General features: G+C 60.4%; 22 protein-coding genes. 12 read left to right on the top strand and 10 right to left on the bottom strand.

The genetic code is table 11. From position 1 onward, the window contains the following. Window positions 1–54: 54 nt before the first annotated feature. Entirely contained in the window at window positions 55–1098 is a 1044-nt protein-coding gene (locus tag P3T40_RS05370; protein ID WP_429266650.1) for a LacI family DNA-binding transcriptional regulator, read from the bottom strand. A 163-nt stretch (window positions 1099–1261) separates the two neighbouring features. Then, window positions 1262–1984, bottom strand: a complete 723-nt coding sequence (locus tag P3T40_RS05365; protein WP_429266649.1) for a GntR family transcriptional regulator — start codon at window positions 1982–1984, stop codon at window positions 1262–1264. Between the two features lie 142 nt (window positions 1985–2126). Between P3T40_RS05365 and P3T40_RS05360 the strand changes: the two genes are divergently transcribed. From P3T40_RS05360 to P3T40_RS05320, 9 genes are all read left to right on the top strand, one after another. Beyond that, window positions 2127–3284, top strand: a complete 1158-nt coding sequence (locus P3T40_RS05360; RefSeq protein ID WP_429266648.1) for a mandelate racemase/muconate lactonizing enzyme family protein — start codon at window positions 2127–2129, stop codon at window positions 3282–3284. A gap of 55 nt (window positions 3285–3339) precedes the next feature. Next, a complete protein-coding gene (locus tag P3T40_RS05355; RefSeq protein ID WP_429266647.1) occupies window positions 3340–4782 on the top strand; it encodes an NAD-dependent succinate-semialdehyde dehydrogenase in 1443 nt (480 codons plus the stop codon). Between the two features lie 49 nt (window positions 4783–4831). Further along, window positions 4832–5728: an SMP-30/gluconolactonase/LRE family protein gene (locus tag P3T40_RS05350; RefSeq protein WP_429266646.1), complete on the top strand. Its 897-nt coding sequence runs from the start codon at window positions 4832–4834 to the stop codon at window positions 5726–5728. A gap of 131 nt (window positions 5729–5859) precedes the next feature. Beyond that, the gene (gene araD / locus P3T40_RS05345; RefSeq protein ID WP_429266645.1) at window positions 5860–7605 is read left to right on the top strand and encodes an L-arabinonate dehydratase; all 1746 of its coding nucleotides are present in this window, start codon (window positions 5860–5862) and stop codon (window positions 7603–7605) included. Window positions 7606–7618: 13 nt separating this feature from the next. Then, a complete protein-coding gene (locus P3T40_RS05340) occupies window positions 7619–8428 on the top strand; it encodes an HpcH/HpaI aldolase family protein (RefSeq protein WP_429266644.1) in 810 nt (269 codons plus the stop codon). Further along, entirely contained in the window at window positions 8428–9201 is a 774-nt protein-coding gene (locus tag P3T40_RS05335) for an SDR family NAD(P)-dependent oxidoreductase (RefSeq protein ID WP_429266643.1), read from the top strand. Before P3T40_RS05340 ends, P3T40_RS05335 begins: the two co-directional genes overlap by 1 nt. Before the next feature lie 245 nt (window positions 9202–9446). Next, on the top strand, window positions 9447–10808 hold the full coding sequence (locus P3T40_RS05330; RefSeq protein ID WP_429266642.1) for a sugar porter family MFS transporter: 1362 nt from the start codon (window positions 9447–9449) through the stop codon (window positions 10806–10808). A 168-nt stretch (window positions 10809–10976) separates the two neighbouring features. Beyond that, window positions 10977–12179 carry a porin gene (locus P3T40_RS05325; protein ID WP_429266982.1) on the top strand — a complete coding sequence of 401 codons (1203 nt, stop codon included), beginning with the start codon at window positions 10977–10979 and terminating at the stop codon, window positions 12177–12179. Between the two features lie 76 nt (window positions 12180–12255). Continuing rightward, window positions 12256–13509, top strand: coding sequence for a serine hydrolase domain-containing protein (locus tag P3T40_RS05320; RefSeq protein WP_429266641.1), 1254 nt, complete (start codon window positions 12256–12258; stop codon window positions 13507–13509). A gap of 117 nt (window positions 13510–13626) precedes the next feature. On the opposite strand, the gene P3T40_RS05315 is transcribed toward P3T40_RS05320, so the two are convergent. The 5 genes from P3T40_RS05315 to P3T40_RS05295 all read right to left on the bottom strand — a co-directional run bounded on the left by P3T40_RS05315 (window position 13627) and on the right by P3T40_RS05295 (window position 17410). Then, window positions 13627–14052: a hypothetical protein gene (locus tag P3T40_RS05315; RefSeq protein WP_429266640.1), complete on the bottom strand. Its 426-nt coding sequence runs from the start codon at window positions 14050–14052 to the stop codon at window positions 13627–13629. 1088 nt (window positions 14053–15140) lie between these two features. Then, entirely contained in the window at window positions 15141–15914 is a 774-nt protein-coding gene (locus P3T40_RS05310) for a glycosyltransferase family 2 protein (RefSeq protein ID WP_429266639.1), read from the bottom strand. 368 nt (window positions 15915–16282) lie between these two features. Further along, window positions 16283–16627, bottom strand: coding sequence for a BON domain-containing protein (locus P3T40_RS05305; RefSeq protein ID WP_429266638.1), 345 nt, complete (start codon window positions 16625–16627; stop codon window positions 16283–16285). A gap of 11 nt (window positions 16628–16638) precedes the next feature. Then, on the bottom strand, window positions 16639–16953 hold the full coding sequence (locus tag P3T40_RS05300) for a hypothetical protein (RefSeq protein WP_429266637.1): 315 nt from the start codon (window positions 16951–16953) through the stop codon (window positions 16639–16641). A 208-nt stretch (window positions 16954–17161) separates the two neighbouring features. Beyond that, window positions 17162–17410: a hypothetical protein gene (locus P3T40_RS05295; protein ID WP_429266636.1), complete on the bottom strand. Its 249-nt coding sequence runs from the start codon at window positions 17408–17410 to the stop codon at window positions 17162–17164. Between the two features lie 602 nt (window positions 17411–18012). Here P3T40_RS05295 and P3T40_RS05290 point away from each other — a divergent pair. Continuing rightward, window positions 18013–19842, top strand: coding sequence for a sigma-54-dependent Fis family transcriptional regulator (locus tag P3T40_RS05290; protein WP_429266635.1), 1830 nt, complete (start codon window positions 18013–18015; stop codon window positions 19840–19842). 507 nt (window positions 19843–20349) lie between these two features. Here the strand turns inward: P3T40_RS05290 and P3T40_RS05285 are convergent. Further along, window positions 20350–20955, bottom strand: a complete 606-nt coding sequence (locus P3T40_RS05285; protein WP_429266634.1) for a hypothetical protein — start codon at window positions 20953–20955, stop codon at window positions 20350–20352. Between the two features lie 75 nt (window positions 20956–21030). After that, on the bottom strand, window positions 21031–21648 hold the full coding sequence (locus P3T40_RS05280) for a hypothetical protein (RefSeq protein WP_429266633.1): 618 nt from the start codon (window positions 21646–21648) through the stop codon (window positions 21031–21033). Window positions 21649–22989: 1341 nt separating this feature from the next. Here P3T40_RS05280 and groES point away from each other — a divergent pair. Continuing rightward, complete coding sequence (gene groES / locus P3T40_RS05275; protein WP_007178996.1) at window positions 22990–23280, top strand: co-chaperone GroES; 291 nt, start codon at window positions 22990–22992, stop codon at window positions 23278–23280. A 52-nt stretch (window positions 23281–23332) separates the two neighbouring features. Then, window positions 23333–24973, top strand: coding sequence for a chaperonin GroEL (groL, locus tag P3T40_RS05270; protein ID WP_090532067.1), 1641 nt, complete (start codon window positions 23333–23335; stop codon window positions 24971–24973). 225 nt (window positions 24974–25198) lie between these two features. On the opposite strand, the gene cysC is transcribed toward groL, so the two are convergent. After that, window positions 25199–25816: an adenylyl-sulfate kinase gene (gene cysC, locus P3T40_RS05265; protein ID WP_429266981.1), complete on the bottom strand. Its 618-nt coding sequence runs from the start codon at window positions 25814–25816 to the stop codon at window positions 25199–25201. Window positions 25817–25845 lie beyond the last annotated feature (29 nt).

Below are 25845 nucleotides of genomic sequence, written 5' to 3'. Positions count from 1 at the left end.
GTGTGCCGGAAAATTGCCGATGGGCAAGCTACGGCATACGCGTGAGGAAGTCCCCTACGCGCTTTCGCGTTCAACGATCTCGTACGGCAGATCGTTGTTGAACTGCACGCGATCCACCAACTCGTTTTCTACAGCATGCAGGGACTCGAGAATCCTGAGTGCGGCGATCCGGCCGATTTCGTAGCGCGGCGGCCGTACCGTGGTCAGTGAGGGCAGCAGCTTGTCCGAGATCGACAGGTCGCCGAACCCCATCACCGCGCAGGTGCCGGGGATGGGAATGCCCTTGTGGGCTCCATACAGCAGGGCACCGGCGGCCAGGTTATCGTTCGCAAAGATAATTGCGTCTGCAGGGTGGCGGCCGCGAGTCAACGTTTCGAACGCGTCCCTGCCTGCGTCGAGCGGCGTCGTGAGGGGCGAGCGGAATTCGGCGGGAGTGAGGCCGTATTCTTCCATCGTCGCGGTGTAACCCTTTGCCCGATCGTTCGCACCGAGATCTTCCTTGAATGTCGGATGCACGAACACGATGCGGCGATAGCCGCGACTATGGAGATACGTCACACAGTCCCGGCCGACATTGATGTTCGAGAACCCGACATTGATCTGCTTTGCCTTGGGCTTGTCGCTCCATGTGTGCACGATCGGTACACCGGCGGTAGCCAGCATTTCGAGGGTTTTGCGTGAATGCTTCGAGCTATTCGTGAGGACAATTGCAGCGGGCGCCCAGCCGAGGAACGCACGCACCGCGGCCTCTTCTTCTTCCATCGAGTAGTTGCTGGTTGCGAGCAGCAATTGATAGTTGTTGGCTCGCAGCGTATCCGAAACGCCCTGGACCGTCTCGGCATACACGCCGCCGGAGATATGCGGGATCACCATGCCGATCGACTTGCCGCGTGCGGAAGCGAGCGAGCCCGCAAACACGTTGCGCACGTAGCCTGTTTTCTCGATGGCTGAAGCAATGCGTTTTTGCAGGTCCAATCCCACCGTTTCGCGGCTATTGAAATAGCGTGAAACCGTCATCGCAGACACGCCTGCCAGCGCGGCAACATCGTGTAGCTTCGTGCGTCCCGCGCTACGCCGTTTGCGGGGTGACTGTGTCATGAAGGGTCATTCCATAGAGAGTATTCACTGACCTGGGTACCTGGGTAGAGCGCTAATACGTACTATAGCAAAATAGCGCTAACATCGGCTAGCCTCCACCGCCGCGGTGCGCTGTACGAATCATGGAGCGGCCAATGAATTGGCGTTGAATGAACAGTGCGGCTCACACGTTCATATCCATGTCGAGTCTTACTGCATCCCCACGATAGATCACGTCCGCGTAATAGACGATAACGCCATTCGCATCGTTGAACACGCGCTGCACGCGTGCCACAGGCGAATCGACAGGGACGCGCAGGAGGTGCGCGGTCTCCGCATCCGCGCTGCCGATAGTCAGCGTCTGTCGCGCGCGCTGCATGGGTCTCGGCTTCATCTCCATCAGGATGGGAATGACAGTTTCCTTGCGAAAACGCGCGCGCGCCCGCGAAAACAGCCGTTCTTCCAGATAGAGCCCGATCACGCAATACGGCTCGCCCGACGTCGAGTGCACCCGCTTCATGTAGGTGTAGGCGCGCGCCAGCGTGCCGTCGCTGTCGCGCACGGGGGGCATGCGGCTGTTCTCGTCGATAGTGAGCAGTTCGGGCGTGGTGGCGCGATACGTGTCGGCCAACGCGTTGAGACTGGTCACCACATGCACCGCGCGATGCGATGCAACCGGCGCTCTGACGAACGTGCCGCGGCCGCGCATTGGCGCGAGCGTGCCCTCGGCCGTCAGCAGTTGCACCGCCTGGCGCGCGGTGACACGCGCCACCCCGAACTCCGCGGCAATCTGCTCGAGCGTGGGGATCAGTTCACCATCGCCCCACACGCCGCGCGCAATGCGGTCTCGCATCGCATCGGCGATTTGCAGGTAGAGCGGAATCGGATTGGACGTGGGTGACCGCATGATGGGGCAGTAAACGGGCGAGACGGAATCTTACGCTGTTCTTCGTGATTAAAGATTGAACTTCGGGCGTCACATAAAGTACTATAAACCATACTTTAGTAATTTACCGGCAACGAACCGGCCATCAGCGAGACAAGCGTCCATGACTTACCCCCCGCAGGATCATCATCTGTCTGCAGCCACCATCGAACGGGTCGAAGCCCATGTGCTGCGCTGTCCGATCGACACGCCCGTGCGGACCTCGTTCGGCGTCATGCATGACCGCCCGGCCGTGTTCATCCGGGTGATCGATCGCGACGGCGCGTCGGGCTGGGGCGAAGTCTGGTGCAACTTTCCCTCGTGCGGCGCGGAGCATCGCGCGGCGCTTGTGCAAACCGTCTTCGCGCCGCTTGTCGAAGGCCAGCGCGTCACGCATCCCGCCGTGCTGTTCGATCAATTGAGCGCGCGCACTGCCGTACTCGCGCTGCAATCGGGCGAACACGGGCCAATCGCGCAAGTGATCGCGGGCATCGACCTGGCCGTGTGGGATTTGCAGGCTCGCCGGGCGCGGCTGCCGCTCTGGCGCCTGCTTGGTGGCGAGCGCGATGAGATTGGCGTATACGCGAGCGGCCTGAATCCGGTGGGCGCCGAGCCTATCGTGTCCGAACGTCTCGCGCGCGGCTTCGACGCGTTCAAGCTGAAGCTTGGCTTCGGGCGCGAGCGCGATGCGGCTAACCTGAAGAGGCTGCGCGGGCTGATCGGTCCGCATCGGCGTCTGATGGTCGATGCAAACCAGGCGTGGGATCTGGAAACGGCGCTTGAGATCTGCGACATCCTGGAAGGGCAGCAACTCGGATGGCTCGAAGAGCCGCTTCGCTGCGATCGTCCATTGAACGAATGGCGGACGCTGAGTGCACGCTGTCCGGTTCCGCTCGCGGCGGGTGAGAACCTTGCGAACGCGCTGGCGTTCGAGGAAGGCATCGTCTCCGGCGCGCTCAAAGTGATACAGCCTGATGCCGCGAAATGGGGCGGCATTTCTGGCAACTGGCCTGTCACGCAGGCCATACAGGCAGCGGGTCTCGTCTATTGTCCGCACTACCTGGGCGGGGGCATCGGACTGCTTGCGTCGGCGCATCTGCTCGCCGCCGCAGGCGATAGCGGCGGGCGCGGCCTGCTCGAAGTCGATGCGAACCCGAACCCGCTGCGTTCGCTGTTGTCCGGCTCCATCGAAATGCCCATCGAAGGCCGAGTGCGACTAGGCGAGGCGCCAGGAATCGGCATCGAACCCGATATCGCCGAGCTTCGCCGCGCGATCGCCTGATCGGCATGACGCGCCTCGTCCCCGTCTTATCAACTTTCATTTTTTCGGATCACGAATGAGCACATCGCTTCCCGCTTACCCGGACACGCTTCTGTTCATCGACAACGTGTGGCGCGCCACGTCGCGCACGTCACCCGTGAACAATCCTGCAACCGAGATCACCATTGGACAGGTGTCGATGGCGGAGGCTCAGGATCTCGCCGACGCCGTGACAGCCGCGCAGCGCGGCTTTCACATCTGGCGCAAGACGTCTGCATTCGAACGCGGCAAGCTGATGCGGCGTGCGGCGCATCTTTTGCGCGAGCGCGCCGAAGACATCGCCTTCACAATGACGATGGAGCAGGGCAAGCCGCTCACCGAGTCGCGCATGGAAACGCTGGCTTCCGCCGATGTGATCGAATGGTTCGCGGATGAGGCGCGGCGCACGTATGGTCGTGTTATCCCGTCCCGCGCCGACCTGGTGAGGCAGATCGTCATGCGGGAACCCGTCGGTCCCGTGGCGGCGTTCACGCCGTGGAATTTCCCGATCAATCAGGCTGTGCGCAAGATCTCGGCGGCGCTGGCAGCGGGCTGTGCTGTCGTGCTGAAAGGCCCGGAAGAAACGCCCGCTAGCTGTGCCGCGCTGGTACGCGCGTTTGCAGATGCCGGTCTGCCTGCAGGCGTGTTGAACCTCGTATTCGGCATGCCCGCCGAGATATCCGACTACCTGATCGCGCATCCCGCCATCCGCAAGATTTCGTTCACGGGCTCGACGTCTGTGGGCAAGCTGCTCGCTGCGAAAGCGGGTCAACACATGAAGCGCGCCACCATGGAACTCGGCGGCCACGCGCCTGCGCTGGTCTTCGCGGACAGCGACGTGCCGCGTGCCGCGCGGCTGCTCGCTGCCGCGAAGTTCCGCAACGCGGGTCAGGTCTGCATTGCGCCGACGCGCTTCATCGTCGAAGAGACGGTTCATGATGAGTTCGTGCGGCATTTCGTTGCCGCGGCGCAAGCGCTGCGCGTCGGCAACGGCCTCGACGACGGCGTGCAGATGGGCGCGCTCGCCAACGAGCGCCGCCTGCACACGATGGAGCAGCTGGTCGCGGACGCCGTCGAGCGAGGCGCGACCATCGCGACGGGCGGCAAGCGTCTCGGTCGTGAAGGCTACTTTTTCGAGCCGACCGTCTTGACCGATGTGCCGCAATCAGCGCGCATCATGAACGAAGAGCCGTTTGGTCCCGTCGCCGCAGTCTCCACGTTCCGCACTTACGACGAAGCGATCGAAGAAGCGAACCGTCTGCCATACGGGCTTGCCGCATACGCGTACGCGCGTTCAGCTGCGACGCTCGCGGCACTTGGAGACGATATCGAAAGCGGCATGCTATCGCTCAACCATCACGGTCTGGGACTGCCCGAAGCGCCGTTCGGCGGCATCAAGGATTCGGGTTATGGATCGGAGGGCGGCACGGAAGCGCTCGAAGCCTATCTGAACACGAAGTTCGTTTCCGAGCACCGCTAACAGTGTGCACGGAGGGTCTGCGCGAGAGTCGTGCCGAATGGGAGGCCGCATGTTGCAATCGTTCGAATGTGTACTGCCCGCCGCCGCCGGGCTAGGCGAATGTCCGCGCTGGGACGAGCGGCGCGGAAAACTGTGGTGGGTCGATATAGCGGCGCCTGCGTTGCACTGCTTCGATCCGAAGACGGGGCAGGACAGCGCGATTACGATGCCCGAGAACATCGCGTGTTTTTCGCTGACCGGGGACGATGGCTTCATCGCGGGCATGCGCACGGGCATCTTCCTGCTCGATGCGAAAGGGCAGGTGGTGCGAAAGCTGTGCGCGAACCCCGAGAACCCAGCGACCAGCCGCTTCAACGACGGCCGTTGCGACGCGCGCGGCCGCTTCTGGCTCGGCACGCTCGACGAACCCAAGGCAAGAAATGCTGCGTCGCTGTATCGCTATGCGAATGACGAACTTGCCAAGATCGACATGGGTCTGCTGACGTCGAATGGCATGGCGTTCAGCCCGGACTATCGCTGGTGCTATCACTCGGATACACCGCGCTTCACGATTTACCGGCATTCGTACGATATCGACAGCGGCGAAGTCGGGCCGCGCGAGGACTGGGTGAAGTTCGAGCCGACGCCGACGGATCGCGGGCGTCCCGATGGCGCATCCGTGGATAGCGAAGGCTATTACTGGTCTGCGCTCTATGAAGGCGGACGCATCGCGCGCATTTCGCCCGAGGGCAAGATTGTCGAGGAGCATTCGCTGCCCGCGCGTTGCCCGACGATGTGCGCGTTCGGCGGCGACGATCTGCGCACGGTCTATGTGACCACCGCACGCCAAAGCCGCCCCGCGGAAGAAATCGAACAGTATCCGCAATCGGGCGGCGTGTTTGCGATGCGTGTGTCCGTGCCGGGGCTGATCGAACGGCGTAGCGCGATCCGCCTGCCGATGGCATGAACCCATCCATCACCAGGGCAAATCCTTAACGAAGCGCGGTTGACTCAATGTTAGCGCTAATGAATACTGTCGAAAAGTAGCGCTAACATCATTTCAACCCAACCCGTTGCAAAATTCGCCGGGTCTAGTCAATGGAAGCAGGACACGTGAATAAAGAGCGAAAGCGTCTCGAAGATCTTCGCAGCCAGCGCTGGCTTGCGCCCGACAACACGCGTTCGTTCGCGCACCGGCAGCGCTTGCAGCAGATGGGGCTGCGGCGCGAAGAGTTCATGTCGCGCCCCGTCATTGCGATCGTCAATACGTGGAGCGACCTTTCGCCGTGCCATGCGCATCTGCGCGAACGCGCGGAAGCCGTCAAGCGCGGCATCCTGCAGGCGGGCGGCATGCCGTTCGAGCTGCCGGCCATGTCGCTTGGCGAAGTGCTCGTGAAGCCGACCACGATGATCTATCGCAACTTCCTCGCGATGGAGGTGGAGGAACTGCTGCGCTCACTGCCCGTCGACGGCGCGGTGCTGCTCGGCGGCTGCGACAAGACGGTGCCCGGCTTGCTGATGGGTGCGCTGAGCGCGAACCTGCCGTGCATCTTCGTGCCCGCAGGGCCGATGCTCAACGACCGCTATCGCGGCCAGAAAGTCGGCGCAGGTACGCACACGCGCAAGTTCTGGGACGAGCGTCAGTCGGGCCATCTGAGCGGCCGGGAATGGATCGCGCTCGAATCGCACATGGCGCGCACGCCCGGCACCTGCAACACGATGGGCACCGCCAGCACGATGACGCTGATCGCTGAAGCGATGGGCTTCACGCTGCCCAATGCGGCCAGCATCCCCGCGATGGATTCTGCGCACACGCGCATGGCGTCGGCGAGTGGCGCGCGCATCGTCGAGATGGTGTGGGAAGACCTGAAACCCTCGGCGTTCTTCAACGAGAAGTCGGTTGCCAACGGCATCGCGGCTTATATGGCGATAGGCGGCTCGACGAACGCGGCGATCCATCTGATCGCGATGGCGGGCCGCGGCAACGTGCCGCTCACGCTCGACGATATCCAGCGTCTGGGTGAAGGCGTGCCGGTGCTGGCCAATATCCTGCCCTCGGGCACGAGCCTGATGGAGGACTTCTACTATGCGGGCGGCCTGCTGGCGCTGCTGCAGCGCATTCACGAGCACTTGTCGCTCGATTGCATGACGGTGAACGGGCGCACGCTCGGCGAGAATCTCAAAGGCGCGCAATGTGAGGACGACGAAGTGGTGCGGCCGCTCTCGCAGCCGGTCAGCGAAGCGCGCGCGCTCGCCGTGCTGCGTGGCAACCTCGCGCCGTCCGGCGCCGTGATTAAGCCGAGTGCCGCGAGCGAGCACTTTCTGAAGCATATTGGCCGTGCGCTGGTCTTCGATTCGATGGCGGACCTGAACGCGCGCATCGACGACCCCGCTCTCGACGTCGACGAGAACACGGTGCTCGTGCTGCGCAACGGCGGTCCGCTCGGCGCACCGGGCATGCCCGAGTGGGGCAATCTGCCGATTCCGAAGAAGCTGCTGGAAAAGGGCGTGCGCGACATGGTGCGCGTTTCCGATTCACGCATGAGCGGCACGCATTACGGCACCTGCGTGCTGCACGTGGCGCCCGAAGCCGCCGCAGGCGGCCCGCTCGCGCTGATCCGCAGCGGCGACGTGATCGAGCTGGACGTGGCCGCAGGCCGGCTCGACGTGCGTCTTTCCGACGAGGAACTCGCGGCACGCCGCGCACAGTGGCAACCCGCTGTGCAGATGCCGCCGCGCGGCTACACGAAGATCTTTCTCGAACACGTCACGCAAGCCAACGAGGGGTGTGACTTCGATTTTCTCGCCGGCTGGCACGAACCGGTCGAACCGTCGATTTACTGATAGAGGTTACGCGATGAGCAAGCAACATCCCGAAGTCAACGCGTTTCGCGCGTTACTGGAGCGACAGGCGTCACCGCTCGGCACCTGGTTGATGGCGGGCACGGCGAGCAATGCGGAGGCGCTCGGCCATGCCGGATTCGACTGGCTGCTGATCGACATGGAGCATGGGCCGATCGATTTCCGCGACACATGGCAGATGCTGCAGGCCGTCGACTGCACGCCCGCCACGCCCATTGTGCGGGTGGCGAGCAGCGACGATCCCGCGCTCGTCAAGCGCGCCCTCGATCTTGGCGCGCGCACCTTGATGTTTCCGTATGTGCAGAGCGCGGAGCAGGCGCGCCGCATCGTGACGTCGGCGAAATACCCGCCGCTCGGCCAGCGCGGTTTCGCGGGCATCCATCGTGCGAGCCGTTACGGCGCATTCAGCGACTACGGCAAGCTCGCCAACGATCTGACCACGTGCATTGTGCAACTGGAAACGCCCGAGGCGATCGAACGTCTCGAAGAGATCGCCGCCGTGGAGGGCGTCGATGCGCTCTTCATCGGCCCAGGCGATCTGTCGGCGGCCTTGGGCTGTATCGGCAATCTGCAGGACGAGCGCGTCCAGGCACTGATGCGCTCCGCGGCGCAGCGCGCCCGCGCGGCGGGTATTCCGGTTGGGACGCTCGGTCCTAACCCTGAGATGGTCAAGGGGTTCGTCGAGATGGGATTCGACTATGTCGCCGTCGGTTCTGATCTCGTGTTCATGCTGCAGCAGGCCAAATCGGTGCTTGCTCGCATGAAGGGCCAGACTGACCACGCACCGATGAAGGTGGCCTACTGATGGGCGCGCGCTACACCTCGCTCGAGAACACGGTGGTGTTCGTGTCGGGCGGCGCGTCGGGAATCGGCGCGGCGCTGGTCGATGCGTTCGTCGGGCAGCGTGCCCGCGTGGCTTTCTGCGACCTCGATGAATCCGCCGGCCTCGCGTTGTGCGAGCGTTATGCCGGCACATCGCGTCCATGGTTTGCGCGCTGCGATATTCGCGACGTCGAAGCGTACCGGCAAACGCTCGACGCGGCCGCCGCCGCGCTCGGCCCGATCCGCGTGCTCGTCAACAACGCGGGCCGCGACGACCGCTGCACGTTGCAGGAGCTGACGCCGGAGCGCTGGGACGACATGATCCGCACGAATCTCACGCATCACGTGTTCGCGGCGCAGCGCGTCACGCCGTCGATGGCGCGCGCGGGCGGCGGCTCGATCATCAACATGGGCTCGATCTCCTGGCTACGCGGGCGTCCCAATCTCATTGCCTACACGGCGGCCAAGGCCGCCATCAGTGGCATTTCGCGCACGCTCGCGCGCGAGCTGGGCGGCGACAACATCCGCGTCAATGCGGTGCTGCCAGGGCCGGTATTGACCGAGCGGCAGCAGGCGCTGTGGTTCGATTCTGCCGATGCGAAGCGTTTTATCGAATTGCAGTGCCTGAAGTTTCCCGTCGAGGCGAAGCATATCGCCGACATGGTGCTGTTCCTTGCTTCGGATCAGTCGGCGGCCGTCACCGGTCAGAACATGATCGTCGATGCCGGGTTGGCGCAGGTGTCCGTGGTGGGGTAGGGGCGTGCTGCGAACGGGAGGGCGCGGTTGTCCCGTCCGTATTTTTTTCGGAGGAGACCTTAGAGGCGTGGACTGCGCCTGACAGCGAAGGAAAAACCGCAACGACAGCGCAAATATGTGCGCATTTTCTGATAGTGCGAAACCAGCGGACGGCATAGGCTTCGGACGAAACAGGCGCGCACCGCGTTGCGGGCAACAAGTATCAGGGCGATAAGCCCGCCAACAACATGTGAGCGAGACAACAGATGGATACCGAAACGCTGGCCTATTTTCCGACGCGTTCGCGCAGTCGCGCGCGCATCACCTATCTATTCGGCGCCTTGGGTGGCATTCTCTTCGGCTACGACAGCGGCGTGATCGCGGGCGCCTTGCTGTTCATCCGCAAGGACATGGTGCTCAATGCCCAGTTGCAGGGCATGGTGGTGGGCGGATTGCTGCTTGGCGCGATGATCGGTGCGTTCGGCACAGGACAGATCGCGGATCGTTTCGGTTCGCGCAAGATGCTGATCGGCGCGGGCGTGATGTTCATCGTGACGTCGGTGCTGTCGGCGCTGGCGCCCGATCCGCTGACGCTGATCGCCGCGCGCGTGCTGATCGGCATCACGATCGGCGTATCCACGGTGCAGGTGCCGTTGTATCTCTCCGAGATTGCGCCCAAGCACATACGCGGCGGTCTCGCGTCGATGAACCAGCTGGCGGTCGCGACGGGCATCCTGCTTTCGTATGTGCTGTGCTATCTGCTTGCCGGGCATGGACAATGGCGCTGGATGCTGGGTCTCGCGGCCGTGCCTTCGGTGTTTTTGACCATCGGCATGATCTTTCAGCCGGACTCGCCACGTTGGCTCGTGCGGCAGGGCCGTGTCGACGAGGCGCGCCGCGTGCTGGAGATCACCAACACGCCGGAAGACGCAGCCGAATCGCTGCGCGAGATTCGAGAGGCTAACCAGACGTCGAACAGCGTGCGTGTGATCGACGTGCTGAGGTCGCGGGCGCTGCGTCCGATCGTCATCAGCGTGTTCGGGCTTGCGGTGCTTCAGCAGGCTTTAGGGATCAACACGATCGTCTACTATGCGCCGACCATTCTCCGTGCGGCGGGCTTCGGGGAATCGGCAGCGCTGCTCAACAGCGTCGGGCTCGGCGTGCTGTCGATCATCATGACGATCTTTGCAGCGCGCGTCGTCGACAGGGTAGGGCGCCGTCCGCTGCTGATCGGTGGCGCACTGGTCATGGCCGCGAGTATGGCGACGCTTGGCTGCGTGTTTCATTTCGGCGGTCCGGCGACGGCGCACGGCAGCGTGATTGCTGTGGCTGCGCTGGCGGTCTTCAAGGCTGCGTTCTCGTTCAGCTGGGGACCCGTCGTCTGGGTGATGATGCCTGAACTGCTGCCGATGCGAATCCGCGCACGAACCATGTCTGCCGCTGCGCTGGCTATGTTCCTGATGAACTTCATCGTTGCCTCGACCTTTCCCGCCCTGCTCGAAATGGGCGCGGCGTCCGCGTTTGGCGCATTCTCCGCCTGCTGCCTGATCGCCTTCCTGTTCGCGATCTATCGGATTCGGGAGACGGCGGGACTGAGCCTGGAAGAAATCGAAAAAGACGCCGTCTGAAAACTCACGCTTTACTCACAACCGCACGTGCAACACCCCGATACACGCGTTTTTCCGTCGTATTTTGTTAGCGCTAACTCAGAGTGTCCGCACACAGCGAAATAAACACGGGCCGGCACGGGTGCCGGCGCGACCATAGGTTCTCAGGAGACTGCAGTGAAAGTGAAGATCAAACTGTTCGCAGGGGTATCGGCTTTGTGTGTCACCGCGTTGCCGGGTGTGGCGCAGGCGCAGAGCACGATCACGCTCTACGGCGTGATGGACGAGGCGATTGCCTATTCGAACAGCCAGACGGCGCTCGGTTCGACGAGCGGCGGCAAACACAACATCCAGATGGCGCCGGGCACGTGGGATGGCAGCAAGTTCGGCATGCGTGGCAAGGAAGATCTCGGCGATGGGTTTGCCGCCGTGTTCAACCTGATGTCGCGCTTCAATTCGGCCAACGGCAATGCGCAGTTCGCGAATGCGATGTTCGGCCAGCAGGCGTATGTCGGCCTGACGCACCCGGCATACGGGAGCCTGACGTTGGGACGTCAGTTGACGTCATACTACTGGATGATCGCGCCGTATTCGCCGACTAACTGGTTGACGGGCTTTTCGGGCGCGCATCCGGGCGATCTCGACAACTTCGATACGATCTACAAGACGAGCAACACGGTCGAGTACACCACGCCGACCTTCTACGGACTGACGGCGAGCGGCTCTTACGCGCTTGGCGGCGTGCCCGGCAGCCTCGACGCGGGGTCGAGCTGGAGCACGGGTCTTCAGTACAAGATGGGCGCGTTCGGCATCGGCGCGGGCATCGAGCGCTTCAACAACGCGACACCCAGCGGCGGGGCGTGGGATCCAAATTCCGCCGCTTCTTCTGCGGGTGAACAGGGAATCTCGGGTGTCACTTATGGCTATCGAACCTCGGCGGCGCAACAGCGCGTGGCGGTGACCGGTGGCTACGCGTTCACGCAAAATCTTGACCTTTCCTTTTCATATTCGAACGTGCAGTACATTCCTGGGATCGGCTCGTCGTTCAAACACACGGCCATCTGGAACACGTTCGGCGGCGTGCTGCACTTCCGCGTGGCGACTGTGTGGGACTTCGCGGCCGGGTACAGCTATACGCGAGCAAGCGAGGCGAACGGCATTTCGAGTGGCGCGCAATATCAGCAGGCCTCGCTCGCGGAGTACTACAGCCTGTCGAAGAGCACGGGCCTGTACATGCTGCAGGCGTATCAGCGTGCCGGCGGCGACACGCTAGGCGCGAACGGCGTATCGATCATTCCCGCAACGGCTACGATCGGCGATGGCTTCAATTCGTCGCCGTCGTCTTCGCGAAGCATGATGACGGTTGCAGCAGGCATGATTCATCGGTTCTGACACGCCGCTTGTGGGCGGAGTAACATGCCGTTTGTCGGGTGAGGATACGGAAGACACATTCAACGAAGGAGGTGGCATGGGTGTGGAAGACAAGGAAAAGCAGGGGATGTCGTGTGGACGGCTGGAACGGATCGAGCGTTTCGTCGACGACAACTACATTGCCACCGGCAAGTTGGCAGGTGCCCTCACCCAGGTATGGCGGCGTGGCGGACTTGCGTTGAACTCGGTACTTGGTCTCGCCGACCGGGAACGGCAGGTGCCGCTAGCCGGGGATTCGATCTTCCGTATCTACTCGATGACCAAGCCCATCACGTCTGTGGCGGTCATGATGTTGGTCGAGGAGTGCAAGATCGCTCTGGACGACCCCGTCAGCAAGTACATCCCGGCGTGGGAAAAGCTCGGCGTTCACGCGGGGGGCTTCATGGAAAGCTTCCAGACGCGTCCGGCCGCTCGGCCCATGCTCGTGGTCGACCTGCTGCGCCATACCTCCGGCTTGACCTACGGCTTTCAGCAGAACACCAATGTCGACGCGGCATATCGCAAGCTGAAGATCGGCGATCTTGCGACCGAGGGCACGCTGGAGGAGATGATCGAGAAGCTGGCCACGCTGCCGCTCGAGTTTTCGCCGGGCGAAGCGTGGAACTATTCCGTTTCCACTGACGTGCTCGGTTATATCGTGGGCAAGGTCAGCGGATTGTCGTTCGAGGGCTTTCTGAAAGAACGGATCTTCGATCCATTGGGTATGGTCGACACGGCCTTCTACGTACCGGAAGAGAAGGTGTCCCGTTTCTGCGCGTGCTACGCCATCGGTGCGCTCGGCTCGAAGACCACATCCACGCAAGGCCCGACGCTGCAGGATGATTCCCGCACCAGCGCTTATCTCAAGCCACCCACTTTTGTTTCCGGCGGTGGTGGACTCGTGTCCACCGCGACCGACTACATGCGGTTTGCGCGCATGCTGCTCCAGGGTGGCGAGCTGGATGGCGTGCGTCTGCTGGGTCCCAAGACACTGGCACTGATGACCGCCAACCATCTGCCGGGCGGTCTTGATCTGCCTCGCCTGTCGCGCTCGATGTTCAGCGAGGCCACCTACGAAGGGGTCGGTTTTGGACTTGGCTTTGCCACCACTATCACGCCTGCGAGCACCCTGATTCCGGGCAGCGCGGGTGATTTTTTCTGGGGCGGTGCGGCCAGTACGTTCTTCTGGGTCGATCCGGCCGAAGACCTGATCGTGCTGTTCCTTACCCAACTCCTGCCGTCGAGCGCGCACCCGGTGCGTCGACAGTTGCGCACGCTGGTCTACAGCGCGATCACGGAGTCCGGACCCTGAGGTTTGCACCTTTGGCAGTAGTGGTGGATTGCCTCGCACCTGCGGGGCAATCGGTCATTGCCCTGACCCTACGATGTCAGTGGTAACTACGGGTGTCGCGGCCAGCGTGCACGCCCTTCATTTGGGGCTGACCGAGTCGCATGCACTTTGCACGGCGGCGTCATACGCGCTGCTCGAATGATCAGCGACGAGGTAACTCACCACCTTTTCATCGCGGATGAAAACCTCGGTGAGCAGGTTGCCAACATTGCCGTTGTAGCTGTTTTTCGCATTGACTATCAGGCACACGCGATAACCGAACACAGTTCCGGCTGCGGCTTGCGTCCATCCCGACGATGGTTCATTCAGATATTGCACCACGGCGCTCGAAGGCTCTTTTAGCGTTGTCTGCTGATAGGCATCGATCAGGGCCTTGTATTCGTTAGGGTATGTGCCGTAGGTCGTTGCCACCGGCGGTTTTTTGTCAGGCACATTGGCGCAACCAGTGAGCACGCCTGCGATCAATACCGCTGCACTCGCGGCGCTTAGCTTCGTTTTCATCAATTCACCTGCGCGGACGGGTTGTTCATACGGCTTCGTATCTCCTGTCTGTACTTTTTGTGGCGACAGTATAGCCAGAGCAAAGCGCTTTTTGGGCTGATGGACACCGATAGCATTGCGCCCCTGACCCGCAGAATTTCCACATGCAGCGGATCGGCACACAGGCAGCAGGCTGATCGTCAGGGTTATTCTTTTTCTGTCTTCGGTTGTTGGGGTTGTGGCTGCGGGTCAGATCCGCGTTGCGTGGGCTCCCTCGTACATGCGTCCGGGGGCGTTACATAGGGTACGTCGTCGCAGCAGCACGCATAAACCGGAAACCCGTACGCGTTGGTGCGGAGGATGGTCGTTGGCCCGTGCAGCGGGCACACCGCGTTCATGGCGCCTCCTGGACTCATGGTCAGCTGGTTATATGGTACAACCGGCTTGTTAGTTCCAGGACTCGAACCAGCCGTGCATCATGTGTATATCTTGGGTTTTCCCGAGTTCACCGGTCGTCGTTACCCTCAGTTTCAGCACACCAATTAAAGCAGCATGGATGTGTCAAAGGGCAGTGCCACGGCAACTACTTGAAGGAGAGAAGCATCCTCCGTGAAAACTATGACTAGCGGCGTCAATCTGGCCAAAGGTGTTTCTGCTATGCATGACTTTGAGGAGCGGGACAGGCCTCGTGCGGAAGAAGGGGGCAGAACGAAGCCGAATCAAATGCACCGGCACGCAAAACCCCGCCGCGTGCTTTCCTTGCTTTGGATAAGGCGGGAAGCGGACAGGGGTGAACGAGAAAGGCTATCTTCTACCCGACAGGAGGCTTACCTTACGGGATGGTGCTTCGCTAGCGCAATCACGACGATAGGACTTTCGGTTTTGATCGGTGCGAGTGCCTTTGGGCTTGCGCTGATTTTGGCGATGATCGTGAGATGGCAGTTAGCGCATTCGCCTTGGCGACTGCCCGAGCGGTCTTGGTGGTATTGCTGGATAGTGTTGATGTTGGTCGGCATTGGACTTGCGGTCTATGATGCTCATCTGCCGTGAGGTTCTTCGGCGCTACATTCTGCTCGCGGTGGCCCATGGCGACGTGTGTCGTCTGCCGACATTTAGCGTGGCACCTTGAGTCGAATCTGCAGCCGCGCTTTCCAATATTTACGGTGTGTGTAGGCGGAGGCATACAGCGCCAATGTTAAGCCAAGTCGCCCATCACGCCAGTTTCCACGACGGAAATACCATTTTCCGAATGCCCCGACCGGACTCGACCACTGCTTAAGCCAAAGCAAACCACCCCATTTCCCGCTATTGACCAGATCGACCGCAGCCAGGTCGGTGTATAGATCAAGTTTGCGCATCAGCTCGGATTGGCTCTCAAACGTATGGTGGACCAATGAAGATTCGATGCGCCCAACGCTGTCATGGCCGAGAGGCGTTTCATGGACCCTGTGTTCCGTAAAGTCAGTTTTGTCCCGGTGATAGATTCGAACCGGGTAATCAGGGCAACCAACGGGCATGAGAGCGTGGACGACCTTGCCTCTTACTACCCAATCGCGACGGACAACGTAGGCGTCGTGGGAAAACCCAGATTCTTTTAGCGCCAGGATCTCATCAATCAGTGCGTCGCTGGCGATCTCGTCGCTATCGAAAAACATCACGGCCTCGTGCAAACACTGGCTGTTGGCAAAGAGGCGCTGTGCGCGAAAATTATCAAAGGGCCGGTGCACTATTCTTGCGCCGTATCTGGCAGCAATTTCCAGTGTTGAGTCTTTGCTACCGCTGTCTACAACCAGTAGATCATCCGCCGCGCGCTTCCCGGCTGCCAGCACCTTGCCTAAGTATCGCTCACTGTTGTACGTGAGAATATATATCGAGAGCGGTGTCAATCTTTTATCAACCTAAGGGTCATTGGCGAGAAAGTCTTCGCAGTCTACGTCGGTACGAGTATGTTCTGCCGCCCCGGATCCACCGCTACGGCCGACCTCTAACACAGGGAGAAGTCTGGTATTACCTAAACCAGCGTCGCCCGCTGGCTCAACGGCCACTTTGGGGCAACGTATGTGTTCCTTGTGGGTCGATCACGGTCGGTCCGGAAACCGGTGACCGTGGCACTATGCCATTGGCGGAAACGCCGATCGCGCGCAGCACACGCATTGCTGTCTCGCGCCAGGAACTTTTCAATTATGAGGCAGCCCCCGCTTTGGCGCGCTCTCCTGCGTTTCTCGTTCGTCATTTGTTTTCCGGCGAACGCGCGTCATTGCGGCCTGAGCTGCAGCTCGTTGCTCACGGATTGCACCCCCGGCACGCCGCGCGTCACGGCAAGCGCCCTCTGAATCTGTACCTCCGAATCCACGTATCCCGACAACTGCGCGGTGCCTCGATACGTCGCGACGCTCATCGGCAACGATCTCAGCCCCGGGTCCGCGACGAGCGCCTGCTTCACCCGGGCGGCGAGCGCAGCGTCGTCATTGGCGATCACCCCCCGCGCGGTCACGGACGGCGTCGCCGTCGACTTACAGCCATTGGTGAACGCGAACGCGGGCAGCACTGGGGCTTTGACAATTTGACCGCATCGGCGCGGCAGCGTTGCGCAGGTCATGTCGCCGAACCTCAGTGCTTGCGGCCGAAATACGCCTGAGCGGCCTCGGCGGGAGACAGGCCGGCATCGAAGTAGCCGTGAAGACACCTTAGGGTCTCGGCGTCGGGATGATAGGGCGGACAGATAAACTTAGCCTCGAGGGCCTGGTCGTACCAGGCGCGTGTCCACTCGTCCAGATCAAGCAGGCCCCATGGGTATGAGAGCGACAGGTAGTTCGAGTCGTCAAACACGGTGATCTCCGCTAGCCTTATTGATGGATTCGCTTTTGATGGCGCCGCAGACTTGCCCTTTAAGCCGATCTCAAACAGGTCAATCGTCTCAGCCATCGGAAGTGAAAGTATCCCGCTTGATAGCCGCGCGCATCAGTGTCAATGCGATCGCGAGAATGATAAGGAAGCCAAGCATGCCGGCAAGCACGATGGTCGTCATGGTCTCCTCCAGATATCCCGGCATCCCAAATCATGCTTCAACTTGAAAATGTGTATTTCGCTATCCTATACATCGCGTAAAGAGATCACTCGCGACACGGCTGGCTCATGCCGCGAGCCGGCAAGCGCGCATCGCTGGCATTACCGCGATGGGTGGGAAGACGTTCCAGGATCCGTCATCGTGCTGGAAGAAGAAAATTGCAAGCGGGCCCGCCGGTCGCAACGCCTCGATGCGTACATAGCGCCGCTGAGTCGAAGTGGTGCGACCAAATTCGGTTACGTGAACCGGCATCGCTGGAGTCGGTGCAAACCACTTCTCGACCACCAACCGTAACGACTTCTCACTGGCGTTCATTTCCCGCTCCCTCGACCTTGTTCGCGTCCAAAAGAGGCGCACTGCAAAAGCGACTCCTCTCGCTCTCGTTACATGCATGGACCGTGCCACAACCGTCAGAATCGCGTTCCTTCCACTAAATGTTTGATTAAGCGGGTGTTTTATGTTCGCAATCTGCCTCATTCAACGCCCTGCGGTAAGCGGGGTAGCGTTCGATTTTCAAACGCCTGGTCCAGCGTGAGCGGAATTCGAACGGTAGCCTGTCGCGCCATTCGAACCGGGCGGCCCGCGATCGGCTTCCGTCCACCTTGCGGGGAGTAAGATTGGTATCAGCGAGGTCGATAGAGCATCGCGCGCAATGGTATGACGGAAGACGCCGCCTGGCGGGGCGGACTTTCAGCCGGTGGGTACCTTACCCACAAGGAGACACCATGCACGAGACGAGTACGCGGATGGATTGGCTTGCGGATCCGGATCGGGACGACAGCGTTATGTCGGCTTGGGAACGTCTGGTTCTCGACGGCAAGTCGCGGACCGGTATTCCGCGCGGCGTCGTCGATGATTCCTGGCAGAGATGCCTGGAAGGCCACGTGGACCCGGGTGTTGTGTGCGCGCCGCCACCGATGGAAGAAGGCCGGCTCTTCGACCTGCGCACAAAAAACGACCGCCTGATCCGCATCTGCGACCCGCTGATCCAGCAGACCCGAGAGCTTCTTTCGCAGACCGGGACAATTTTGCTGCTTACCGATCCAAACGGCTTGATTCTGGAATTAGCCGGGGATTCGCGCATCGTCGAACCGGCTGGCGAAGTCCGGTTAATGCCGGGTTGCAATTGGACCGAATTCAGTTGCGGCACAAATGCGATCGGCACCGCAATCGCTTCTCGGCAGCCCGTGCAGATTCACGGCTCCGAGCATTTCTGCGCCGGTATCAAGCGATGGACGTGCTCCGCCACGATAATTCGCGATCCGCTTGACGGCACGGTACTCGGCGTCCTCGACGTCTCGGGGCTCGCACGAACGTACAGCCAACATAGCCTGGCGTTTATCGTCTCGATGGCCGGGCGTATCGAGAGCCGGTTTGGCAAACTCGCGCTCGAACGTCGCCTTCGTCTGGTGGAACGTTGCATGGAGCGTTGTTTCGGACGCACGGACGGCGTGGCTGTGGTGGACGAGCTTGGGCGCCTCGTCAGAGCCAACTCTGAGGCGCCGCGAGCGTTCGCGCGTATCGGTGCGCCAGACAGGCTGGACAGTGCCTTTCCGGTTCCGGAAGTCGCAAGGATGGCAGATGGCATGGTGCCGCCGCTGTCACCCGACTGGCTGCGGCGGGTGCAAATTGAGAGCATCAAGGAAGGCAGCGACACGCTTGGCTTTCTGCTGGTCGTGCCGGCTCCCAGCCGGTGCACCGCATCCACGTTTGACTCCAGGCCCGACGCTGAGTACACGCCTGCCGCCGCGTTCTCGCGCATCGTCGGCCACAGTCCCGCGTTGCGGGCGGCCGTGCAAAAAGCGCAGCAGCTCGCCAAAGCGAAGGTTCCAGTGCTGCTCCTCGGCGAAACAGGTGTGGGCAAGGAGTTATTTGCCCGAGGCATCCATCAGGGGAGCGCGGCGGCCGACGGTCCGTTCGTCGCGCTGAACTGCGGCGGGTTATCGCGTGACCTGCTGGCAAGCGAACTGTTTGGTTATACGGAGGGAGCTTTCACGGGCGCGCGCAAAGGCGGCATCGTAGGAAAAATCGAAGCCGCCAATCGCGGCACCTTGTTCCTGGACGAAATCGGCGAAATGCCAATCGACATCCAGCCACATTTGCTGCGTGTTCTCGAAGAAGGGGAGCTATACCGATTGGGAGAGAATACCCCGCGCAAGGTCAGCTTCCGGCTGATCGCCGCCACCAATCGCGACTTGCGCGCGGACATCGCCGAGGGGAAATTTCGCGTGGACCTGTATTACAGGCTCGCCGTCACCAGCATCTCCATCCCGCCTCTACGCGAACGCAAGGCGGATCTGGCAGAGCTTATCGACCATTGGTTGCACGCATCGGTAGAGCGGCATGGTCTGGCTGATGCCGTGCTGGACGATGAGGCGTACGAACAACTGCTGAACTATGATTGGCCCGGCAATGTACGCGAGCTGCGCAATGTGATCGAGGGTGCCGTGCTGATTGCCCGCGACGGGATAATCGCAGTAGATGACCTGCCGCCTGAAATCCGGGCCGCGGCATGCGCCGACTCGCGCGGCGTTGCATCCTCCGGTGGTCATTCGCTCCCGCTCCCAAGGGTCCCTTCGTTGGAAATGGCGGAAGCGGAGGCGATCCGTTTGGCCATCCAGCAAAGCGATGGCAACCTTACCCAGGTGGCCATACAGCTTGGCATAGCAAAAAGCACGCTGTATCAGAAGATCAAGAAATACGGATTGACCCAGGACCTTGGGGCCACGCGCCATATTGACCGATGAGGCCCGGTGTTGCCGGGCCTGAACCGCAGACATATGCGTCTGCCGTTGCCGCCGGCCTATTTCAGTTTGCGCTCGCGTTTAGGAAGATCATCTCGTGTATGGTTGAAAGCTCCTGTTGCCATGCGCCGGTGTCCTTTGCGGCTTGGCCATCGTCAATTAAAGGCTTCAGCAGCGAAAGCAGATCTGTCGAAACGGACGTATTCGTTGGTGTGGTGACATTCGATACCAGCTTGCCTCCCACGTATTCCGAGTTTCGCGTGAATTGACTGGACGACTGTGCTTAGCGACACCCGAGTCAAGATGCCTTTTTCGATCGCGAACTTGAATGTGCTGATGCATCAATTGCTGATAGGGCAATTTGAATGCAAAGGGAAGGGACCAATACGATCGTAACGATAGTCATATCAGTTATCGGTCCCGCGGCCAGGCCAGCAAGCAACTGGCTGGACTTCCATGAAGATAAAGAGCGGACCTCGAAGCATGCACGTCGGCACGGTTGAAGTCGCATTATTTTGAGGGCGGCGCATGCGGTGTTTCCGCCACTTTGTACTGCATCATGTCAGGCGTGTTTGCGACCGGAATAAGATTTTTGTCGGTTTCCGGTTTTGCGTCGTTCGCTGATACCTTTGGCAGATCACTATCGCAAGGGGTCTTCGTCGAGGCCGCAGCAGCGCGGAACGAATCATCCTGACACATGATGTTGAAAGCAATGTCCTTGCGGTCCATCCGCCAGGCAACTGCAGCGTTCAGGCGGCGATTACAGTCCTGATCCTTGATCGTGGCCGCACCCGTGGCACCGACGCCGACCACCGACACAGCGGCGGACACTGAACCCCAACACGTTTCGGTCACCGATGCGGTAAGCGACGGTGCGTATACGGTCGGTGCGCTCTTCACCGTGTAGCTGCCGCTGTAGCCGATTTGCGATTGAGCCGGAACTTGCTGTGCGTTTGCGACTCCGCTAGGGTCCGCCCCGGAACCGGTGCCGACATTCACATTCACCTGGTTCGCCAGTTGCGCGTTCGATTGCGTACCGTTGGTGATGGTACCCGTCGTCTGGGCCATTGCGCCCCCGCTCAATAGCATCAAGCCAACGACAATAGCGTGTTTCATTATCAGGTCTCCGTTGTTTTGAGAGGCGGGGTCGTCCCCCGCCTTGTTTGCACAGATCAGACTACTGCTCGTGATTTACCACGGTGAACCTTGACCCGAACTCGAATTCCCCGAATTGAACGAGCCGAAGCCGCCGAAGCCAGCACCCAGTTCGCCGACGAAGCCGTCCGCGTTTGCCGTCGCACTGCCGTTCGCGGTAACCCATCCACCTTGATTGGATTGACCCCATCCCGAACCCGAAGCGCTGTAGATGCTCGAACCGAAGTCCTGGGAACCCGTGCTGCTAGCGACCGAGAATCCGCTGTTGGTGAAGTTGTTCAAGCCGCTCGACGCCGACGTCGTGTTGTTGCCGTTTCCTTCGTTTGTGTTCGCGGCATTGCTCGAATTGGTGAAGCCCGCATTCGTGCCGAAGGTGACGGATGTGTTGGCAAAGCTTTCATTGCCTGCATTGAAAGTACCCGCATTCGAGCCGGGGCCATTGAGCGATGCGGCATAGCCACCGTTCACGCTCGAAGTTGCGTTGTTGGTCACCGAGAAAACACCGAGACCGATCGCGCCGCCTGCGCCGAACGACCCGTTGGCAGAAGACGAAGACGACGTCGGAATTTGCGGCGGCGGCATTCCACCACCACCAGCAAATGCAGCGGTTGCAAACAGGGCCGACAACAACGCAGAAAGGGCAAGCTTCTTCATGATGAAAATCCCCAAAAAGTGAGCGCTGTTAATTTGTTGGAGGTCGCGCTCATACACCCCGTAGTACTCCTTTACAATGTGCGTAAGGCTGCACATGCATCTAAATAAAGTATTCGCAATTGAAGATGATGCGACGCCACTTGATCTGCCACAGGACTGCACTGGCTTGCAGTCTGTATTCATAAACGTTAAGGATTGCTTTCAATTGCTTTCGTAACTTTAAACTCAGAGGCAACAAATACAACGTACCCGTTAATATTCGATTTGGTGCACCACCTTAATTTGCCAGCATATAAAGCTTACGTTCGATGAGTAACACATCCAAATAATTAGTATAGCTATTAATATTGTGATATTTGACTACTCGACTGAAGCGCAGGCAGTGCGGTGGCAAGTCTCAATGGCAGTGCAACGCCGAAGTTCGTGACATGGCGACGCTAACGCAGGCGCCCAGGATCGGAAGCCTTCGGTCACGGCGCGCGCTAGGAGCGTCGATTGACTGTGTGCTCCTTCGTGGCATCGCCGCCGTCACCCGAACAACGGGTAAGACTGCGCACGGGGCCGCGGCCAGGACGAACCGTCGACGACGTCTCGTTGCTTAACGTAAAAATGGAAGATTGCCGTGTCCGTCGTTTGGTCAGTAGCGTTGCGGACGCTCGCGATCTTGTGGTGGCGGCTTACGTGAATGGACCAAGAGCTAAACACATCCCCGTAATACCGTGTAGCAGGCGGCCAGACGATATTGCTGGCGCCGAAGAGTGGCCGGGCCGAGACCCGTCTTTTCCCGTTGTTTTCATCTTATGTCTCCGACTTTATATTTTTTTGTAGCGTGAACGCCTCTTTAGGCGTCGGCCTTTCCTAGCAGGACGCGCGCCATCCCAATGCCGGTGAGGCTTGCGGTCGTTTTTGGGCGGATGATCCAGGCTGATTGCGCAAGCAACGTTTCAAAATTGAAACGCCGTCGCGAGAGACGGCGTTCATCCGGCGCTGTTCTGGTCAGTGGGCGAAATTAAGTGGGTATGCGCTAACCTTGTGCGCCAAGAGCACCGGGTCGCCCTTTCTTGTTTTACAGTCACGTAATCCATAAATTGCGGAGGAGTGGCGGCGAGGATGATTCATTGTTGAGCCGCGCCAGGCCGCCACGGCCCGCAACTGGGGAGTGCCACCGGTTCGGGGTTTACCCTTGGGTCAAAAATTTCCCACCCCCGCCCTTCTTGAATTTGTCACCACCCGTCCATATAATTAGCACTCGCTGCACGAGAGTGCTAACAACATCGCCGGCTGGCTCAGCCAGCCGGGTTTTCTCAGCGTTCTTCAGTCTCAATCAAGAGAGGAGTATGTATGAACCTTCGTCCTTTGCATGATCGCGTGATCGTCAAACGTCTGGATCAAGAAACCAAGACTGCGTCGGGCATCGTGATCCCCGAAGCCGCAGCAGAAAAGCCGGATCAAGGCGAAATTCTGGCAGTCGGCCCGGGCAAGCGTGACGACAAGGGCGCACAAATCGCGCTCGACGTGAAGGTTGGTGACCGCGTCCTGTTCGGCAAGTACGCAGGCCAGACCGTCAAGGTCGACGGCAACGAACTGCTCGTGATGCGCGAAGAAGACATCATGGCCGTGGTGCAGAAGTAAGCGCAAAGCGCTACTTACCCGGTTATATCCCAAGAATTCAAGGAGTTAGAAGATGGCAGCTAAAGACGTCGTATTCGGTGATTCCGCCCGTGCCAAGATGGTTGAAGGCGTGAACATCCTCGCGAACGCTGTGAAGGTCACGCTGGGCCCGAAGGGTCGCAATGTGGTCCTGGAACGCAGCTTCGGCGGCCCGACGGTCACCAAGGACGGTGTGTCGGTCGCGAAGGAAATCGAGCTGAAAGACAAGCTCCAGAACATGGGCGCACAAATGGTCAAGGAAGTCGCTTCCAAGACCAGCGACAACGCAGGTGACGGCACCACGACCGCAACGGTTCTGGCTCAGTCCATCGTCCGCGAAGGCATGAAGTACGTCGCATCGGGCATGAACCCGATGGACCTGAAGCGCGGTATCGACAAGGCTGTGACGGCCGCTATCGAAGAACTGCGCAAGATCAGCAAGCCGTGCACGACCAACAAGGAAATCGCTCAAGTCGGCGCGATCTCGGCGAACAGCGATTCGTCGATCGGCGACCGTATCGCTGAAGCGATGGACAAGGTTGGCAAGGAAGGCGTCATCACGGTTGAAGACGGCAAGTCGTTGCAAGACGAACTGGACGTGGTTGAAGGTATGCAGTTCGACCGCGGCTACCTGTCGCCGTACTTCATCAACAACCCGGACAAGCAAGTTGCTGTGCTCGAAAACCCGTTCGTGCTGCTGCACGACAAGAAGGTTTCGAACATTCGTGATCTCCTCCCGGTTCTGGAACAAGTCGCCAAGGCTGGCCGTCCGCTGCTGATCATCGCAGAAGACGTCGAAGGCGAAGCACTGGCAACGCTGGTTGTGAACAACATCCGCGGCATCCTGAAGACGGTTGCTGTCAAGGCTCCGGGCTTCGGCGATCGTCGTAAGGCCATGCTGGAAGACATCGCGATCCTGACCGGCGGTCAAGTTATCGCTGAAGAAACCGGCCTGACGCTCGAAAAGGCAACGCTGGCTGAACTGGGTCAAGCGAAGCGTATCGAAGTGGGCAAGGAAAACACGACGATCATCGACGGCGCTGGCGAAGCTGCAACCATCGAAGCGCGCGTGAAGCAAGTTCGCACGCAAATCGAAGAAGCAACGTCGGACTACGACCGTGAAAAGCTGCAAGAGCGCGTGGCCAAGCTGGCCGGCGGTGTTGCAGTGATCAAGGTCGGCGCTGCGACCGAAGTCGAAATGAAGGAAAAGAAGGCACGTGTTGAAGACGCACTGCACGCAACGCGCGCAGCTGTGGAAGAAGGCATCGTGGCTGGCGGCGGTGTTGCACTGATCCGCGCTCGCACGGCAATCGCTGGTCTGAAGGGCGCTAACGCCGATCAAGACGCAGGTATCAAGATCGTTCTGCGCGCAATGGAAGAACCGCTGCGCCAGATCGTCACGAACGGCGGCGAAGAAGCCAGCGTCGTGGTGGCAGCAGTTGCCGCAGGCAAGGGCAACTACGGCTACAACGCAGCAACCGGCGAGTACGTCGACCTGGTTGACGCAGGTGTCGTGGACCCGACGAAGGTCACGCGTACGGCACTGCAAAACGCAGCATCGGTGGCAGGTCTCCTGCTGACGACCGACGCAGCTGTTTGCGAACTGCCGAAGGAAGATGCTCCGATGGGCGGCGGTATGCCCGGCGGCATGGGCGGCATGGGCATGGACATGTAATTTCGCACGGGCCTCTCTCGTAAGGGGAGGCTTGTTCGAAACGCATGGGGAAGCGCGCTGCAAGGCGTGCTTCCCAAAAGAAAAGACCCGCAGCGATGCGGGTCTTTTCTTTTGGGGCGCCGGATCGACGCTTGCATTTCCTCGACGCACGGCAGGGCCGTCAACCGATGCCATGCGCCCGCGGCGGCCGCGCCAATCATGGCACGCCCGCGTCACGATTGGCGCTCAGGGCTTGATGAGAAACGTGTCGTGCAGGTAATCGAAGATCCCCGCCACGCTTGCCTCTTTGTTCTGATGCGTCGTATCCACGCACAGATCGGGGTTTGCGGGTGGCTCGTAGGGTGCAGACACGCCGGTAAACGACGTGATCGCGCCGGCCCGCGCCTTGGCATAGAGACCCTTGGGATCGCGCCGCGCGCAGTCATCGACGGACGCGGAAAGATAGGTCTCTACAAACCGGTCGCCACCGATGATCTCGCGAGCCATGGCGCGATCTTCTTCCATGGGCGAAATCAGCGCGGTAATCACGATCAGTCCGGCGTCGTTCATCAACTGGGCAACGTGGGCAACCCGGCGGATATTTTCATGCCGGTCTTCCTTGCTGAAACCGAGGTCGCTGGCGAGGCCGTGCCGGATGTTGTCGCCGTCCAGCACGTAGCACGGATGGCCCAACTCGATCAGCCGGCGTTCCAATTCATACGCAACCGTGGATTTGCCTGCCCCGGATAAGCCCGTGAGCCAGACCGTGACGGCCTTCTGCCTGAACATGCGCGCCCGGTCGTGGTCGCTTACCGTACCGTTGACGCGTTGCAGGAACGCTCGCGCAGTGCCGGTGGTGGCGATTGGCCGGCATTCTTCGGGAGGGGTTGGGG

Origin of the sequence: Paraburkholderia sp. EB58 (assembly GCF_050436665.1) — a bacterium.
Classification (GTDB): Bacteria; Pseudomonadota; Gammaproteobacteria; order Burkholderiales; family Burkholderiaceae; genus Paraburkholderia.
The sequence above is the reverse complement of the archived record's forward strand: the minus strand, read 5'-3'. Positions and strand labels throughout refer to the sequence as shown.

Coding starts and splice junctions, on each gene's coding strand:
- P3T40_RS05290 (WP_429266635.1), top strand. CDS start 18,013: ATGGAAGAAGGCCGGCTCTTCGACCTGCGCACAAAAAACGACCGCCTG.
- P3T40_RS05355 (WP_429266647.1), top strand. CDS start 3,340: ATGAGCACATCGCTTCCCGCTTACCCGGACACGCTTCTGTTCATCGAC.
- P3T40_RS05360 (WP_429266648.1), top strand. CDS start 2,127: ATGACTTACCCCCCGCAGGATCATCATCTGTCTGCAGCCACCATCGAA.
- P3T40_RS05305 (WP_429266638.1), bottom strand. CDS start 16,627: ATGACCTGCGCAACGCTGCCGCGCCGATGCGGTCAAATTGTCAAAGCC.
- P3T40_RS05285 (WP_429266634.1), bottom strand. CDS start 20,955: ATGAAACACGCTATTGTCGTTGGCTTGATGCTATTGAGCGGGGGCGCA.
- P3T40_RS05280 (WP_429266633.1), bottom strand. CDS start 21,648: ATGAAGAAGCTTGCCCTTTCTGCGTTGTTGTCGGCCCTGTTTGCAACC.
- P3T40_RS05300 (WP_429266637.1), bottom strand. CDS start 16,953: ATGGCTGAGACGATTGACCTGTTTGAGATCGGCTTAAAGGGCAAGTCT.
- P3T40_RS05340 (WP_429266644.1), top strand. CDS start 7,619: ATGAGCAAGCAACATCCCGAAGTCAACGCGTTTCGCGCGTTACTGGAG.
- P3T40_RS05295 (WP_429266636.1), bottom strand. CDS start 17,410: ATGAACGCCAGTGAGAAGTCGTTACGGTTGGTGGTCGAGAAGTGGTTT.
- P3T40_RS05335 (WP_429266643.1), top strand. CDS start 8,428: ATGGGCGCGCGCTACACCTCGCTCGAGAACACGGTGGTGTTCGTGTCG.
- groL (WP_090532067.1), top strand. CDS start 23,333: ATGGCAGCTAAAGACGTCGTATTCGGTGATTCCGCCCGTGCCAAGATG.
- P3T40_RS05370 (WP_429266650.1), bottom strand. CDS start 1,098: ATGACACAGTCACCCCGCAAACGGCGTAGCGCGGGACGCACGAAGCTA.
- araD (WP_429266645.1), top strand. CDS start 5,860: ATGGAAGCAGGACACGTGAATAAAGAGCGAAAGCGTCTCGAAGATCTT.
- P3T40_RS05330 (WP_429266642.1), top strand. CDS start 9,447: ATGGATACCGAAACGCTGGCCTATTTTCCGACGCGTTCGCGCAGTCGC.
- P3T40_RS05350 (WP_429266646.1), top strand. CDS start 4,832: ATGTTGCAATCGTTCGAATGTGTACTGCCCGCCGCCGCCGGGCTAGGC.
- P3T40_RS05365 (WP_429266649.1), bottom strand. CDS start 1,984: ATGCGGTCACCCACGTCCAATCCGATTCCGCTCTACCTGCAAATCGCC.
- groES (WP_007178996.1), top strand. CDS start 22,990: ATGAACCTTCGTCCTTTGCATGATCGCGTGATCGTCAAACGTCTGGAT.
- P3T40_RS05320 (WP_429266641.1), top strand. CDS start 12,256: ATGGGTGTGGAAGACAAGGAAAAGCAGGGGATGTCGTGTGGACGGCTG.